The organism is Pseudomonas brassicacearum (assembly GCF_003732175.1).
Classification (GTDB): domain Bacteria; phylum Pseudomonadota; class Gammaproteobacteria; order Pseudomonadales; family Pseudomonadaceae; genus Aquipseudomonas; species Aquipseudomonas brassicacearum_G.
Window position 1 is genome coordinate 13,344 of the sequence record NZ_MOBI01000002.1, and the last position, 15,754, is coordinate 29,097.

General features: G+C 60.1%; 15 protein-coding genes. 3 read left to right on the top strand and 12 right to left on the bottom strand.

Translation table 11 applies throughout. The annotated features are described in order from the left end of the window. Positions 1-13 precede the first annotated feature (13 nt). The 10 genes from BK658_RS01125 to BK658_RS01170 form a co-directional block, all read right to left on the bottom strand. A complete protein-coding gene (locus BK658_RS01125; protein ID WP_123580404.1) occupies positions 14-2,269 on the bottom strand; it encodes an Orn/Lys/Arg family decarboxylase in 2,256 nt (751 codons plus the stop codon). A 249-nt stretch (positions 2,270-2,518) separates the two neighbouring features. Next, on the bottom strand, positions 2,519-3,277 hold the full coding sequence (dnaQ, locus tag BK658_RS01130) for a DNA polymerase III subunit epsilon (protein ID WP_123580406.1): 759 nt from the start codon (positions 3,275-3,277) through the stop codon (positions 2,519-2,521). Between the two features lie 192 nt (positions 3,278-3,469). Beyond that, positions 3,470-4,243, bottom strand: coding sequence for a 1,6-dihydroxycyclohexa-2,4-diene-1-carboxylate dehydrogenase (locus BK658_RS01135; protein ID WP_123580408.1), 774 nt, complete (start codon positions 4,241-4,243; stop codon positions 3,470-3,472). A gap of 153 nt (positions 4,244-4,396) precedes the next feature. Beyond that, the gene (gene benC / locus BK658_RS01140) at positions 4,397-5,410 is read right to left on the bottom strand and encodes a benzoate 1,2-dioxygenase electron transfer component BenC (protein ID WP_123580410.1); all 1,014 of its coding nucleotides are present in this window, start codon (positions 5,408-5,410) and stop codon (positions 4,397-4,399) included. A 10-nt stretch (positions 5,411-5,420) separates the two neighbouring features. Continuing rightward, positions 5,421-5,909 (bottom strand): benzoate 1,2-dioxygenase small subunit, encoded by a 489-nt coding sequence (gene benB / locus BK658_RS01145; RefSeq protein WP_123580413.1) that lies wholly within the window; start codon positions 5,907-5,909, stop codon positions 5,421-5,423. Then, positions 5,906-7,270: a benzoate 1,2-dioxygenase large subunit gene (gene benA, locus BK658_RS01150; RefSeq protein WP_123580415.1), complete on the bottom strand. Its 1,365-nt coding sequence runs from the start codon at positions 7,268-7,270 to the stop codon at positions 5,906-5,908. The genes benB and benA overlap by 4 nt, the downstream gene beginning before the upstream one ends. 232 nt (positions 7,271-7,502) lie before the next feature. Next, entirely contained in the window at positions 7,503-8,459 is a 957-nt protein-coding gene (locus BK658_RS01155; RefSeq protein WP_123580417.1) for an AraC family transcriptional regulator, read from the bottom strand. Positions 8,460-8,614: 155 nt separating this feature from the next. Continuing rightward, complete coding sequence (gene catA, locus BK658_RS01160) at positions 8,615-9,544, bottom strand: catechol 1,2-dioxygenase (protein ID WP_123580419.1); 930 nt, start codon at positions 9,542-9,544, stop codon at positions 8,615-8,617. A 51-nt stretch (positions 9,545-9,595) separates the two neighbouring features. Continuing rightward, a complete protein-coding gene (catC, locus tag BK658_RS01165) occupies positions 9,596-9,886 on the bottom strand; it encodes a muconolactone Delta-isomerase (RefSeq protein ID WP_054597129.1) in 291 nt (96 codons plus the stop codon). A gap of 10 nt (positions 9,887-9,896) precedes the next feature. Further along, positions 9,897-11,045, bottom strand: coding sequence for a muconate cycloisomerase family protein (locus tag BK658_RS01170; RefSeq protein ID WP_185019761.1), 1,149 nt, complete (start codon positions 11,043-11,045; stop codon positions 9,897-9,899). 127 nt (positions 11,046-11,172) lie between these two features. Between BK658_RS01170 and BK658_RS01175 the strand changes: the two genes are divergently transcribed. Then, positions 11,173-12,063 (top strand): LysR family transcriptional regulator, encoded by an 891-nt coding sequence (locus BK658_RS01175; RefSeq protein ID WP_123580421.1) that lies wholly within the window; start codon positions 11,173-11,175, stop codon positions 12,061-12,063. A 19-nt stretch (positions 12,064-12,082) separates the two neighbouring features. On the opposite strand, the gene rnhA is transcribed toward BK658_RS01175, so the two are convergent. Together rnhA and BK658_RS01185 are read right to left on the bottom strand one after the other, a co-directional pair. Then, positions 12,083-12,535 carry a ribonuclease HI gene (gene rnhA, locus BK658_RS01180; RefSeq protein WP_019690633.1) on the bottom strand — a complete coding sequence of 151 codons (453 nt, stop codon included), beginning with the start codon at positions 12,533-12,535 and terminating at the stop codon, positions 12,083-12,085. Positions 12,536-12,627: 92 nt separating this feature from the next. Then, positions 12,628-13,386 (bottom strand): class I SAM-dependent methyltransferase, encoded by a 759-nt coding sequence (locus BK658_RS01185; protein WP_123580423.1) that lies wholly within the window; start codon positions 13,384-13,386, stop codon positions 12,628-12,630. A gap of 65 nt (positions 13,387-13,451) precedes the next feature. On the opposite strand from BK658_RS01185, the gene gloB reads away from it, so the two are divergent. Both gloB and BK658_RS01195 read left to right on the top strand, forming a co-directional pair. Next, on the top strand, positions 13,452-14,219 hold the full coding sequence (gene gloB, locus BK658_RS01190; protein ID WP_123580425.1) for a hydroxyacylglutathione hydrolase: 768 nt from the start codon (positions 13,452-13,454) through the stop codon (positions 14,217-14,219). Between the two features lie 99 nt (positions 14,220-14,318). Continuing rightward, complete coding sequence (locus BK658_RS01195; protein ID WP_123580427.1) at positions 14,319-15,746, top strand: transglycosylase SLT domain-containing protein; 1,428 nt, start codon at positions 14,319-14,321, stop codon at positions 15,744-15,746. The last annotated feature ends 8 nt before the right edge of the window (positions 15,747-15,754 follow it).

Genomic DNA, 15,754 nt, shown 5'->3' on the forward strand with positions numbered 1-15,754 from the left:
CTCGGAAAAGTCCTCAAATTTTTATGCAATCGACGGTGTAACACCGCCCATTGCCCTCGCCTTCATGCTGCAGGCCATGCACATCGGCAACAAAACCCGGGAAGCTGCTGTTGAACGTGCGGGCGAATGCCAGGTAATCGATGATCGAGCGTGTCGACTCGGTGAAGCGTTCGCCGGGCATGATCAGCGGAATCCCCGGCGGGTACGGCACCAGCATCACCGCCGCGATACGCCCCTGCAACTGGTCGATGGGCACCGCCTCGACCTCGCCCCGGACCAATTGATCATAGGCGTCGGCCGGTTTCATGGCGATCTCCGGAAGCACGGTGTACATGCGTTTGAGGTGCTTGGCGGTGGCATTGCTGCGGTAGCAGGCGTGCAACTGATCACACAGGTCGCGCAGCCCCATGCCCTGATAACGCGCCACATCTCGTTGCGCGACACACGGCAGACACGCCGCCAGACTGATGTTGGCGTCGTAGCTGCGTTTGAATTCGAGCAACTCGGTGAGCAAAGTGCTCCATTTACCCTTGGTGATACCCATGGAAAACAGCACCAGGAATGAATACAGACCCGTCTTCTCCACCACCAGCCCACGCTCCCAGAGGAACTTGCTGACCACTGCCGCCGGAATCCCCCGCTCGCTCAGTGCGCCACCGGCCGTCAGACCCGGCATCACCAGCGTCACTTTGATCGGGTCCAGCAATACGTAATCCTCGGCGATGTCACCAAAGCCGTGCCAGTCCGCTTCGGGCTGCAACAGCCAGTCCGAGGTCGTCACCAGATCGATCCCCTCCACCAACGGCGGCTGCCAGATGGAGAACCACCAGTCATCGGCGGCGATGTGCTGGCGCAGGTTGGCCAGCGCCCGGCGAAAGCTCAGGGCCTCATCGAACATCTCCTGCAACAACGAACGGCCGGCCGGGCCTTCCATCATCGCCGACGCCACATCCAGCGACGCGATGATGCTGTACTGCGGCGACGTGGAGATGTGCATCATGAACGCTTCATTGAAGCGGTCGCGGTCCAGTTGCCGAGCGCCGCCATCCTGCACGTGAATCATCGACGCCTGACTGAAAGCCGCGAGCAATTTGTGAGTGGAATGGGTGGTGAACACCAGCGGGCTGTCCTCAGTGCGCGAGGTGCCCATGCCGTAGCGCCCGGCGAAGAACTCGTGAAACGCCGCATAGGCATACCAGGCTTCGTCGAAGTGCAAGACTTCGACGCTGTTGCCCAGGGTCTGCTTGATCAGTTCGGCGTTGTAGCAGAGGCCGTCGTACGTCGAGTTGGTCACCACCGCCAGCTTGACCTTTGGCTCTCGGCCCTTGGTCAGCGGGCTCGCGTCGATCTTGGCCTTGATTGATTCGCGGCTGAACTCACTCAGCGGAATCGGCCCGATGATCCCCAGCTCATTACGCTCCGGACACAGGTACAAGGGGATCGCCCCGGTCATGATGATCGAGTGCAACACCGATTTGTGGCAGTTGCGGTCCACCAGCACCAGATCGTCACGCGCGACCATGGCTTGCCAGACGATCTTGTTGGCGGTCGAGGTGCCATTGATCACGAAAAACGTGTGATCGGCGCCGAAATTACGCGCCGCACGCGCCTCGGCTTCCGCCAGTGGCCCGGTGTGGTCCAGCAAGGAGCCGAGTTCCGGCACCGAGACCGACAGGTCCGAACGCAGGGTGTTTTCCCCAAAAAACTGGTGGAACGCCTGCCCTACCGGGCTTTTGTGATAAGCCACACCCCCACCATGCCCTGGGGTGTGCCAGGAATAGTTGGAGTCGGCGGTGTGTTGCACCAGGGCCTTGAAAAACGGTGGCAGCAAGCCATCGAGGTAGTTACGCGCCGCGCGGGCGACCTGGCGCGCCAAGAAAGGCACGGTGTCTTCGAACAGATAAAGAATGCCGCGTAACTGGTTCAGTTCGCTCATGGCATCGGCCGGGGCGTTTTCCAGGGTCACTTGCTCGCCCAGGGCGAAGATCGGCAAATTCGGTGCACGGGCACGGGCCACGCGAATCAGCTCGACCATGTTCTGTAAAAGATGGGTGTTTTCCCCGGCCCCCTCGGCAGCGATCAACATGCATGCGAGGCCGTGGTGGGTCGAGGCGACCAGCCGCCCTTCGGCGTAATCCACCGCCGACAAGATACTGAAGCCTTCCTGTTCCAGCTCCCGGGCGATGCCGCGCACACGATCACCGGCGACCGTGTCAGCCTTGATGTCGCGGTGGACAATAAGGACCGGGAACTTCAAGTCTTTATACATGGGGCTCGGCGTCCTGAGGCGGCAGACCGTAGTCTGCCAATACACTCAGGGTAGAGGGTTGAGGCCCATGTGGCGAGAGGATGCCCCAAAACAGGTCACGCCCCACCCGATACTGTGGCGAGGGGGCTTGCCCCCGTTGGGTCGCGAAGCGGCCCTGACTTTTTTCAGGTACATCGCTGGCGACTGCTGCGCAGCCGAACGGGGGCAAGCCCCCTCGCCACAGGAGCCCGTCCTATTCATGTTCGGTGGTTAAGCTTGCGCCTTGGCCTCGGCCAGTTGGGTCCAGAGTGCCGGAGCACCGGCGGACTTGGCGATGACTTCAAGGCGCGAGGCGTGCTCGGCCAGGTCCGCTTCACTGGCGCGAATGATCCGCGTCGGCTTGCGATCGGCCGGCAGACGACGAATCTCGCTCGCCTGATTCCCCGAACCCTCGCCCGAACCGTTACCGTCTGACGCATTACCAGCCAGCGACAGACTGGTCTGGCCGCCGGTCATGGTCAGGTAAACGTCAGCGAGAATCTCGGAGTCGAGCAAGGCGCCGTGCAGCTCACGGCCGGAGTTGTCGACGCCATAGCGTTTGCACAAGGCATCGAGGCTGTTGCGCTGCCCGGGGTGACGCTCACGCGCCATCATCAGGGTATCGAGGATCGAGCAATGCTGGGTGATATCAGCCCGATCCTGCTGGCCCATCAGCGCGAATTCGTTGTTGATGAAGCCAACGTCGAACGCCGCGTTATGGATGATCAGCTGCGCACCCTTGATGAACTCGAAGAACTCATCGGCCACTTCAGCGAAACGCGGCTTGCCCACCAGAAACTCGTTGGTGATGCCGTGGACGCCAATCGCGCCCTCGTCACTTTCCCGGTCTGGTTGCAAATAAACGTGGAAATGCCGGCCCGTCAGGCGTCGACCGATCAACTCGACGCAACCGATCTCGATAATCCGGTGGCCGTCGGTCACCGGCATGCCGGTGGTTTCGGTGTCGAGCACCACCATCCTCTGAGCCATCTTCTTTCAACCCCTCTTCGTGCCGTTTTGCATAAGGCGGCGATGTTAACACAGAGCTTGAAAGCGCTCAGCCCAACCCGGTGGGAGCGAGCCGGCTCCGGGCGGCGTTCCGACGATAGCGCAGGGTCAGTCAACAATGATGTTGGATGTGACTCTGTCATCGCGAGCAGGCTCGCTCCCACAATTGATACTTCAGCCTTGATCACCGCCGCCAACCGGCATCACCAGCCCGGTGATGTAAGCCGCGTCGTCAGAGGCCAGAAACAGGATCGCCCCGACCTGCTCGTCAATCGTGCCGTAGCGTTTCATCAGGCTGCTGTCGACGGTTTGATCGACGATCTGCTGATACCAGACCTTCTCCTGCGGGCTTTGCTCCGCGCTGTTACGCGGGATCCGGCGTGGCGGTGCTTGCGTACCCCCCGGCGCGGTGGCATTGACCCGCACGCCCCGCTCGGCGGTTTCAAACGCCAGGCACGCGGTGAGCGCATTGACCCCACCCTTGGCTGCGCCGTAAGGCACGCGATTGACCCCGCGCGTGGCAACGGACGACACGTTGACGATGGCGCCGCTGCCCTGCTCCAGCATGAACGGCAGCGCGGCATGGCAGCACCACAGCGTCGGAAACAGCGAACGGCGGACTTCCGCTTCGATCTGTTGCTCTTCGTAATGCTCGAAAGGCTTGGCCCAGATGGTCCCGCCGACATTGTTGACCAATATATCCAGACGGCCGAAACGCTCGATCGCCGCCGTCATCACGCGATGGCACTCGGCGTACTGTTCGAGGTCGGCGGTGAGGGTCAGCACTTCACTGGCTTGACCCAGTTGCTCTTGCAGCTCAAACACCAGTTCCGAGCGGTCGACCAGAATCAACTGCGCACCTTCGGCAGCCATACGCTCGGCGACGCGACGGCCAATCCCTTGTGCCGCGCCGGTAATCAACGCGACTTTTTCATGGAATCTGTTCATTTCAACCCCTCAATGTCCCTGTAACGACACGACAATCCTTGTGGGAGCGAGCCTGCTCGCGATGACGGCAGTAAATTCAGCATCAATGTTGACTGACCCATCGCTATCGCGAGCAGGCTCGCTCCCACAGGTGCGTGTCGGCGCCTAAGCTTTTTACGCCGCACTGGCCGCGAATTTTTCGTAGTAGAAATTTTTCGGTGCGACGCCCTGCTCACGAATGAACTGGCTGACCGCCTCAACCATCGGCGGTGGACCACAGAGGTAGACGTCGACATCGCCGTCGTTCAAGTGTTTGGGTTCGATGTGTTGGGTGACATAGCCCTTCAGTGGGTGCGCGCTTTGCGGGTTGGCTACGCAGGCACTGAAACTGAAGTTCGGGATCCGAGCGGCCAAGGTTTGCAGCCGGTCCAGTTCCACCAGGTCAAAATCGTTGGTCACGCCGTAGATCAAGTGCAACGGATACTCACTGCCCTGCTCGGCAATTTTTTCCAGCATGGCGGTGAACGGCGCCAGCCCCGTGCCGCCGGCCAGCAACAGCAACGGACGCTGAATGTCGCGCAGGTAAAAGCTGCCCAACGGCCCGGCCAGGCTCATGCTGTCACCGGCCTTGGCGATACCGGTGAGGAAGCTGCTCATCAACCCGCCGGGCACGTTGCGGATCAGGAAGCTGACTTCACCGTCACGTTGCAACGAGCTGAACGAATAGGCACGAGTCTGCTCACTGCCGGGAATGCCTAGGTTGACGTATTGCCCCGGCAGGAACGCCAGTTTGCTCAGGGCATCACCCTTGATCGACAGCGCAATCGTGCTGTCCGACAGCTGACGCACCTGGCTGATGGCCGCGCTGTAGTGGGCCTTTTGCGTGCGGCAGACGTCCGAGGACACCGGCACGCGCACCACGCAGTCACTGAGGGCGCGCATCTGGCAGGTCAGCACAAAGCCTTTTTCAGCCTCGTCGCTGCTCAGGGCGTCTTCGATGTACTCCTCGCCCAGATCGTAACGCCCTGCCTCGGCAAAGCATTTGCAGGTGCCGCAGGCGCCGTCGCGGCAGTCCAGCGGGATGTTGATGCCCTGGCGATACGCGGCGTCGGCCACGGTTTCGCCGGGATTGGCGTCAACGAAACGGGTGACGCCGTCTTCAAAATTGAGTGCGATGGAATGAGTCATGACGGCTGCCTCACAGGTGATAGACATCGATGACCTGACGAACGTAATCGTTCTTCAGGATCACTTTCTTGGCCTTGATCAGCGGGCTGTCGCCACGCACGTCGAGGGTGTAGAAGCTGCTGCCGAAATAGCTGTCGACGGTCTTGTAGCGAAAGCTCAGGGTGTGCCAGTTGAAGCGCACCTTGCACAGCCCGTCGGCCTGTTCGAGCAGCTCGATGTTGCTGATGTTGTGCGAGGTCCGGGTGTCCGGCACGCTGGCACTGGAACGCTCGGTCTTGATCCGGAAGACGCGGTCTTCCAGGCCCGTGCGGTTGCCGTACCAGATCAGCGAGATTTCCCGTTGCGGGTCCTCGGTCAACTCGTCGTTGTCGTCCCAGGACGGCATCCACAAGGACGCATCGGCGGCGTAACACTCCAGCCAGCTGTCCCATTCCTTGTCATCGAGGTAGCGCGCTTCGCGGTAAAGGAAATCGCGCACGGCGTCGTAAGTGATGCTCATGACAGTTCCTCCACCTTGATCAAGTCCGACTGCTCTTCGCTCAACGCCTTGAGCATGGTTTCCTGCCAGTACTTGTGTTGCAGCACGAACAGGCCTTCGTCTTCGGTGCGCACACCGCTGAGCAACGGGTGCAGGTCGATTTCCCTGGCCGCCTCATCGGCACCTTCAACCCAGTGCTCGGCACCACGGGACATGTCGTTCCAGGTGGTGACGCTGCCCTGGTAGCCGGTCTGGCAGGAGCGGAATTCTTCGAGGTCGTCCGGAGTGGCCATGCCGCTGACGTTGAAAAAGTCTTCGTACTGACGAATCCGGCTCGAACGCGCGCTGTCGCTTTCGCCTTTGGGGGCGATGCAGTAAATGGTGATTTCGGTACGGTTGACCGAGATCGGCCGGGCGATACGGATCTGTGAACTGAACTGGTCCATCAGGTACACGTTGGGGTACAGGCACAGGTTGCGCGAGTTCTCGATCATCCAGTCGGCGCGGGCCTGGCCAAAGTCCTTGGCCAGTTCATCACGGCGCTCGTACAGCGGCCGGTCTTCCGGGTTCGACCAACGGGTCCAGAGCAGCATGTGGCCCTTGTCGAAGGAGTAGAAACCGCCACCCTGCTTGGCCCAGGTGCCGGCGCTCATGGTGGGGTTCTCGTCACCACATTCGCGCTGCTTGCGCTGGTTCTGCGTAGCGGCATAGTTCCAGTGCACGGAGCTGACGTGATAGCCGTCGGCGCCATTTTCAGCCGTGAGTTTCCAGTTGCCTTCGTAGATGTAGCTGGATGAACCACGCAGGACTTCAAGGCCATCGGCGGACTGGTCGACGATCATGTCGATGATCTTCGCCGACTCGCCCAGGTGCTCGACCAGCGGCACCACATCGGCCTTGAGGCTGCCGAACAGGAAACCACGATAGGATTCGAAGCGTGCGACTTTGGTCAGGTCGTGGGAGCCTTCGCAGTTGAAGCTCGCCGGGTAGCCGGCCGACGCCGGGTCCTTGACCTTGAGCAGCTTGCCGGAGTTGTTGAAGGTCCAGCCGTGAAACGGGCAGGTGTAGGAAGATTTGTTGCCGGTCTTGTGTCGGCAGAGCATCGCGCCACGGTGGCTGCAGGCGTTGATGAACGCGTTGAGCTCGCCGTCCTTGTTGCGCGCAATGAAGATCGACTGGCGGCCCATGGTAGTGGTGTAGAAATCATTCCTGTTCGGAATCTGGCTCTCGTGGGCGAGGTACAGCCAGTTGCCTTCGAAGATGTGTTGCATCTCGAGATCGAACAAGCGTGGGTCGGTAAACATCTCCCGCTTGCAGCGGTAGATGCCCTGGTCTTTGTCTTCTTCAAGCAGGGAGTGAAGGTATTCGGGTCGCAGGGACATGGCCGCCGCCTCCATTGTTTTTATTCAGGCAGGCTCATGCTAGGGCGGGCGGCTATTGGGCAATATCCGCTGGGTGCAGACCTTTATCCGTTTTGTGCAAAGGGTTCAGGTTGATCGTTCCCACGCTCTGCGTGGGAATGCAGCCAGTGACGCTCCGCGTCACATGCCGAAGCGGACGCAGAGCGTCCAGTGAGGCATTCCCACGCGGAGCGTGGGAACGATCACGCCGAGGTCAGTGCCGGCGCTTGAGGGTGTCCGATGGCAATTCGCCGAACTGCTTGCGGTAGCTTTCGGAGAATCGCCCCAGGTGCAAAAAGCCGTAATCCATGGCCAGCTCGGTTACATTGCGCACCGTGCAGGTCGGGTCGCTGAGACAGGCGTTGACCCGCTCGAGCTTCTTCTGCCGGATGTAGTTTTTCGGGGTGGTGGCCGCATTGCGCTCGAACAACCCATACAGCGAACGCAGGCTCATTTGTGCCTGACGCGCCAGTTCTTCGCTGCAGATGTCCTGCTTGAGGTTGCGTTCGATGTAGTCGGCGATCAGCTCGAAGTTCGCTGCCTGCGAACCGAGACCGAGGCGCCTGACGTTGGTTTTCATCAGGCTGAGCATTTTGCTCACGACAATGTGCGCGTAATGCTCCTGAACACGCGGCATGCGCTCGGTCGCTTCAGCCTCCTGGCAAACCATGCCCAGCAGATTGACGAAGCCTTCAAGCTCATCCAGTTGGTAGCGGTTCTCGAGAAACCGCACGCCCTGCCCCGGGTGCAACCAGCGTTGCTCCTGGCACACCGACTCCAGCAGGCTGGCGGGCATTTTCAGGATGAATTTTTCGCAGTCGTCGGAGTACGTCAGGTCCACCGGATCGTCCGGGTTGATCAGCAGCAGCTCGCCGGGCGCAAAGTAGTGTTCCTGCCGATGACCGCGCCACAAGCAGTTTCCGCGTAACAGCACTTGCAAGTGGTAGAGGGTTTCCAGCGCTGGCGAGGTCACCCGCACACTGCCGCCATAACTGATACGGCACAGGTCGAGACTGGCGAATTTACGGTGATTGAGACTGGCCTGAGGGCTGCCGCTTCTGGGCAAGCGGATGCAATGGTTGCCCACGTGCTGATTGACGTAGCCCGACACCGCATAGGGGTCGGCCTGCTCAAAGACTCTGCTGCGCTCACTCAATAGATGCGCTTGCATAACCGCTCACTCTGGTTGTGATTATTGGCTGCGGTGCGGGTGCTATTGGGCACGCACCCCAGAAAAATCAGGCCTGGCCATTCTATGCGAGCCGCCGCAAAGCGGAAGGCCACGAGATAAACGGTCCGTTATCCCGTGGCCTGGGCCAGCGCTGATCAGTCTTCCAGTGCGCGCACTCGCTCGTGACGGTGTTGCTCTTCTGGTTGCGCCGACGACTGCAGGGTGAAATCGAATTCGATCTCGGCAAAGCGGCCACTGACGTCATGCTCGCGTGCACGCTGTTGATCGTCACTGAAGGTGATTTTGGCGATCAGTTCGTCGCGGGTGGCGTAGGCAAAATCGTCGTGCAGGTACTTGTCACCGTCCAGGTTGATCTGGGTGGTCAGGTGGCGATGATCATCCGCCGAGATGAAGAAGTGGATGTGCGCCGGGCGCTGGCCATGACGACCCAGTTGATCAAGCAGTTGCTGGGTCGGACCGTCGGGCGGGCAACCGTAGCCTGACGGCACGATGCTGCGAAAGCGATAGCGACCTTCGGAATCGGTGACGATCCGCCGACGCAGGTTGAACTCGGACTGGCTGGCATCGAAGTACGAATAGGTGCCGCCGGTGTTGGCGTGCCAGACATCCACCACGGCGCCAACCAGCGGCTTGCCATCGGTATTCTTGACCTGGCCCTGCATGAACAGCACCACGCCCGGATCGACGCCGTCGTCCAGCCGTGCTTCGCCGTTGGATAGCGGTGCGCCAGCAACATACAACGGGCCTTCGATGGTGCGCGGGGTGCCACCGGTTTTACCGGCCTGCTCGTCTTCGGCATCCATCAACAGGTCCAGGTAGTGTTCCAGGCCCAAGCCTGCAACCAGCAGGCCCGCCTCTTGGCGCGCGCCCAGTTCGTTCAGGTAGTTGACGGCTTTCCAGAACTCTTCCGGGGTCACTTCGAGGTCTTCGATGATGTTCACCGAGTCACGCAGGATGCGGTAGATCAGCGCTTTGGCGCGCGGGTTGCCACCGTCGTTGAGCAGGCCACTGGCGTCTTCGAGAAACTTCTGTGCGCTGGCAGTGTGGGAAATTTTGGCGTTCATGATTAATCCTCATCTTGTATTTATTAGAGTACAGAACTGGCAAACAACGGCTCAGCGATCATCCTCATGAATAGAGGAAGGATGCCTGCACATCGCGTTCACTTCGATAGCCATGTAGGGGTAAAGCGGCAGTTGCATCAGCAGGTCGTGCAGCTCCTGCACACTGTCGACGTCGAACACGCTGTAATTGGCGTAAAGCCCGGCGATGCGCCACAAATGGCGCCACTTGCCCTGCTGTTGCAGGCGCTGGGCCAAGGCCTTTTCGTCGGACTTGAGCCGAGCGGCGCGCTCCGGGTCCATATCGACCGGCAGGTTCACGGTCATCTTTACGTGGAACAACATGCTGTTCTCCTCAGACGGAATGAATGGCAGTAGAGGTTTTGTCGCGGCGGAAAAACGCCAGCCGCTCTTCGTCCAGGCTCAGGCCAAGGCCGGGCGCCTGCGAAACATGCAAATGGAAATCGCGGTAAACCGGCGGCTCGCTGAGGATGTCTTCGGTCAGCAACAGCGGGCCGAACAGCTCGGTGTCCCAGCTCAGCTCGTTCAACGTGATGAAGGCATGGGCCGAGGCCAGCGTGCCGATCCCGCCCTCAAGCATCGTGCCGCCGTACAAGCCGATACCTGCCGCTTCGGCAATCGCCGCGGTGCGCAGCACTGCACGGGGGCCGCCGTTCTTGGCGATTTTCAGGGCGAACACCGAGGCGGCGCCTTCGCGTGCCAGGTTGAACGCATCTTCCACGCACTCGATCGACTCGTCCGCCATGATCGGCGCCGGGCTCATCGCGTTCAGGCGCACCATGCCAGCACGGTTGTTGCGCGAAATCGGCTGTTCGATCAGGTCGATGCCGTTGCCGCCGAGAATCCTGCAAGCCCGCAGTGCGACCGCTTCATCCCACGCCTGATTAACGTCGACGCGCACGCTGGCGCGGTCACCCAAGGCTTTTTTGATCGCAATGACGTGGGCCAGATCGCGGTCGACTTCGCCGGCACCGATCTTCAACTTGAAGATCCGGTGACGACGCAGGTCGAGCATCTGCTCGGCTTCGGCGATGTCCTTGGCAGTATCACCACTGGCCAGCGTCCAGGCCACTGGCAACGAGTCGCGTACGCGGCCACCAAGCAACTCACTGACCGGCAGGCCAAGGCGCTTGCCGTGAGCGTCGAGCAAAGCGGTTTCGATGCCGGATTTGGCAAAGGTATTGCCGCGAATACTGCGCTCCAGGCGCAACATCGCCGCGTTGATGTTGCACGCATCCTGCCCCAGCAGCAGTGGCGCAAAGTGCTTGTCGATGTTGGTCTTGATGCTGTCCGGGCTTTCATTGCCGTAGGCCAGGCCACCGATGGTGGTCGATTCGCCGAAGCCTTCGATGCCGTCTTTGCTGCGTATGCGGATAATCACCAGCGTCTGATTCTGCATGGTGTGCATCGCCAGCTTGTGCGGGCGGATGGTCGGCAGATCGACGATTATCGTCTCGATCGATTCAATGGCAGAAGAAAGCATGTCGATACCCGTCAGGTTCTTGAAGTTCTGTGACGGATTCTCGTACGGCTTTTTTCAGGGTTCCAATATAGAATTGGTCTGGATCGATACCTTAAAGGTATTCACCATCGTCGACTGTGGAGGGCTCATGGAGCTGCGTCATCTGCGTTACTTCCAGGTGCTGGGTCAAACCTTGAATTTCACCCGCGCCGCCGAACGCCTGCACATCGCCCAGCCACCGTTGAGCCGGCAGATCCAGCAACTGGAGGATGAACTTGGGGTGGTGTTGCTGGAACGTGGCAGGCCATTGCGTCTGACCGAAGCCGGACGGTTTTTCCTTGAGCACTCCAGCGCCCTGCTTGAGCAACTGAGCAAGGTCTGCGACAACACCCGACGTATCGGCCTGGGTGAAAAGACCTGGCTGGGTATCGGTTTTGCCCCTTCGACCCTCTACGGCGTGTTGCCCGAACTGATTCGCCGACTGCGCAGCAACGAGTCGCTGGAACTGGAGCTCGGCCTGTCGGAAATGACCACGCTGCAACAGGTGCAAGCGCTCAAGGCGGGACGTATCGACGTTGGCTTCGGGCGGATTCGTATCGATGACCCGGCAATCATTCAAACCGTTTTGAATGAAGACCGTCTGGTGGTTGCCCTGCCCGCTGGCCATCCACTCTTGGCCGGCCCCATCAGCCTCACCGAATTGGCCAATGAACCGTTCGTGCTGTATCCCGGCAACCCTCGCCCCAGCTATGCCGACCATGTGATCGCGCTGTTCGAGTCCTACGGTGTGAGCATCACGGTCGCGCAATGGACCAACGAACTGCAAACCGCCATCGGCCTGGTGGGTGCCGGTATCGGCGTCACGCTGGTGCCGGCCTCGGTGCAATTGCTGCATCGCGACGACATTGGTTTCACTCCGGTACTTGAAACCAATGCCACCTCGCCAATCATCCTGAGCCGACGCGTCGGCGATGTCTCACCGGGATTGAATCATTGCCTGAAAATGATTGAAGCGTTGCGTACGCATAATCCGAAATGATCGCCCTCGAATCAAAAGATCAGTCCTGCTTGTAACCCCGGACGTCGTCGACGCCACGGTTTGCCAACTGGTCGGCGCGTTCGTTACCGGGATGCCCGACGTGGCCGCGTACCCACTTCCAGGTGACGTTGTGGCGATTGACCTGCTCGTCGAGCTGCTTCCACAGATCAGCGTTCTTCACTGGCTCTTTCGCCGCGGTTTTCCAGCCGCGCTTCTTCCAGTTGACCATCCATTCGTTGATGCCTTTCATCACGTATTGCGAGTCGGTGACCAGCAATACGTCGCAGGAACGCTTGAGCTCTTCAAGGCCGCGAATCGCGCCCATCAGTTCCATGCGGTTGTTGGTGGTATTGGCTTCGCCACCCCAGAGTTCCTTTTCAACGCCCTTGCACACCAGCAGTGCGCCCCAGCCGCCAGGGCCAGGATTGCCCTTGCAGGCGCCGTCGGTGAAGAGTTCTACGCTATCGCTCATGCCAACCTATCCAGAAAATGTCTGTGGCTTGCCGATCAATGATCGACAACGCCCAAGGCCGGGCAAGCCCGGCCGGAAAAATAAAATGTTTATTACGGCTCGCTGTGGCGTCGATTGACCTTGGCCATCGGCAGCGGGATCAACTTGCCCATAGGCTCGCGGCGCACCTGGCGGACCGGTCGCAAGCCAACGACGATCTTGCGCGCCACCAATAAATAGAAACCGCCACCGGACAGTTGCCAGTCCCCGGCCTTGCGTTCCCAACCAGCCAAGCGGGCTTGCCACGCCGGGGACGCAAGCGGCGGACGATAGCACCCGAAGCGGCGTTTCTCCAGCGCAAACCCCAGCAGGTTGAGCCAATCGGCGACCCGCGACGGTGAAATGCAGCGTGCCTTGCGCATGGCGTCGCTCGCAAACACGTGGCGCAGCCCCCAACTGCTCCAGGGGTTGATCCCGACAATCAGCAAGTGCCCGCCGGGACGCACCGCGCTGGCGGCTTCACGCAGCAGGCCATGGGGCGACAGGCAGAAATCCAGCCCGTGCTGCATCACCACCACGTCGGCGGCGTGCTCACTGATCGGCCAGGCCTGTTCTTCGCAGACAATTTCCACCCCCGGCAGCGGCGCTCCCAGACGGACATTACGTTGCACCTGCTTCGCCGCCGGTGGCGCTTCGGCCGAAGGGCCGTAATGCACCAGGTAGCCGCCAAAGAAACGCCCCAGTTCGTCTTCGAGCATCCGGCGTTCTTCGTTCAACAAAAATTGGCCGATGGGACCTGACAGCCACTCGCGAGCGGCACTGATCAATGCCAGCCAGTCAGGATCAGCCTGAGCGAACGCTTTATCGGTCATTGCATTCTCCAACTCGCTTAGAAGCTCTAAGATGCACCATTGTTTTCCGCTTGGCGAATCCTGCGATGATACAGATCAGTGCCCTTCCCGCCTTCACCGACAACTACATCTGGTTGTTACAGGATCACCGCAGCCAGCGCTGCGCCGTGGTCGATCCGGGTGACGCCGCCCCCGTGCAAGCCTGGTTGGCCATGCACCCGGGATGGCAGCTCAGTGACATCCTGGTCACCCATCACCACCATGATCACGTCGGCGGCGTCGAGAAACTCAAAAAAGCGACGGGCGCCACCGTCTACGGCCCGGCCAGCGAAAACATCCCCGGACGTGACATCGCCCTCAACGATAATGATCGCGTCAGCGTACTCGGCTTAGAGTTCGACGTGTATGCGGTGCCGGGCCACACACTGGGTCATATCGCTTACTACCATCAGGGGCTGCTGTTCTGTGGCGACACCCTGTTCGCCGCCGGTTGCGGGCGCCTGTTCGAAGGCACGCCAGCACAAATGCACCACTCCCTCAGCCGTCTGGCGGCATTGCCCGAAGACACGCTGGTGTACTGCACCCACGAGTACACCCTGAGCAATCTGCGGTTTGCCGCGGCTGTCGAGCCGAACAACCCGGACATTGCCGAGCGTCTCGACAAAGTCTCCCAATTACGCGAGTCCGGTGGCATGTCGCTACCGTCGACCCTGGCGCTGGAGAAACTCACCAATCCTTTTCTGCGTACTGGCGAAACATCTGTTAAAGAAAAAGTAGACGAACGGAATGGCCAGGATAACCGGGCTCCGAGTGAGGTTTTTGCGGCTCTTCGAGCTTGGAAAGATACGTTCTAGAGAGGGCCACTATTGGTACAAAAATTCTGAATGGTTGACCGCACCCCGTACGCTTTCTAGAATCGCCCGACATTTTTGCCCGGAACTAACTTCCAGCCAATGTCGTCATCTATTCGTAAATCCATCAATTCAGACGCATTGACCCGCTTGGCTCAAGCCATCGCGGTGGCTGTGTCCGCCACCCTGGCGGGCTGCCAAAGCACCAGTCATGTGCCACAAACCGACGTGGCACATACGCTTTCCACCCGGACCAAACAAAAACCTATCTGGCTCAACGAGAAGCCAAGCCCACAAGCCGCGCAGGACGTCTGGGAGCGCATGCGCCAGGGCTTCCAGCTGCAAGACGGGCTGGGCGTCAACCCGCGCATCGAACAGCAACGCCTGTGGTTCGCCAGCAATCCATCGTTTCTACAAGGCGCCAGCGAACGTGGCAGCCTGTACATTCACTACATCGTCGAACGCCTTGAAGAACGCAACATGCCGCTGGAACTGGCGCTGTTGCCGGTGATTGAAAGTGCCTACAACCCAATGGCCTACTCGCGCGCCGATGCGGTCGGTCTGTGGCAGTTCATCCCGTCCACCGGGCGTTACTTCAACCTGCGTCAAACCCGCTTCTATGACGGTCGCCGCGACATTACCGCGTCGACCATCGCGGCGATGGACTACCTGACCCGCCTGCACGACATGTTCAACGGTGACTGGCTGCTGGCCCTGGCGGCCTACAACGCCGGTGAAGGCACGGTCAGCCGGGCCATCGAGCGTAACGAAAAACTCGGCCTGCCAACCGACTACTGGAACCTGCCTCTGCCGGCGGAAACCCAGGCTTATGTCCCCAAGTTGCTGGCCTTGTCACAAGTCGTGATGTCGCCAGAAGCCTATGGCGTGAACCTCAACCCGATCGCCAACCAACCCTACTTTGAAGTCGTCGAAATCAACCAGCGCATGGACCTGTCCAAGGTTGCCGCGGTGGCCAATATCGACGAAGACGAACTGTTCCAGCTGAACCCGGCCTTCAAGCAACGTACCACCATCGACGGTCCCCAGCACTTGCTGGTGCCGACGTCCAAGGCGCAGTTGCTGACCGCCAGCCTGTCGACCATGAAACCCGAAGAGCTGATCAGTCAGCGTCCGCTCAAACCGGTTTTCGAAGGTGCAGACGACCGCGAGCTGGCAACGCTCAAGCGCAGCTACCGGGTCAAGCGCGGCGACAACCTGACGCAGATCGCCAAGGCGAACAAAGTCGAGGTCAAGGACCTGCAACACTGGAACAAGCTGAACGGCAAGGACCTCAAGGTTGGCCAGACCCTGGTGATGCGAGACACCAGCAAGCGCAGCGGTGGGCGCATCAGCACGGTGGTTGCGGCCAACAACAAGAAGCAGACCCAATACAAGGTCAAGCAAGGCGACTCGCTGTACATCGTCGCCAAGCGCTTCAACGTTGAGATGCAACACCTCAAGCGCTGGAATCCACGTGTTGGCCAGGCCCTCAAACCCGGGCAGGTGCTGACGGTTTCTTCCCCGCGTTAAAACAGTCC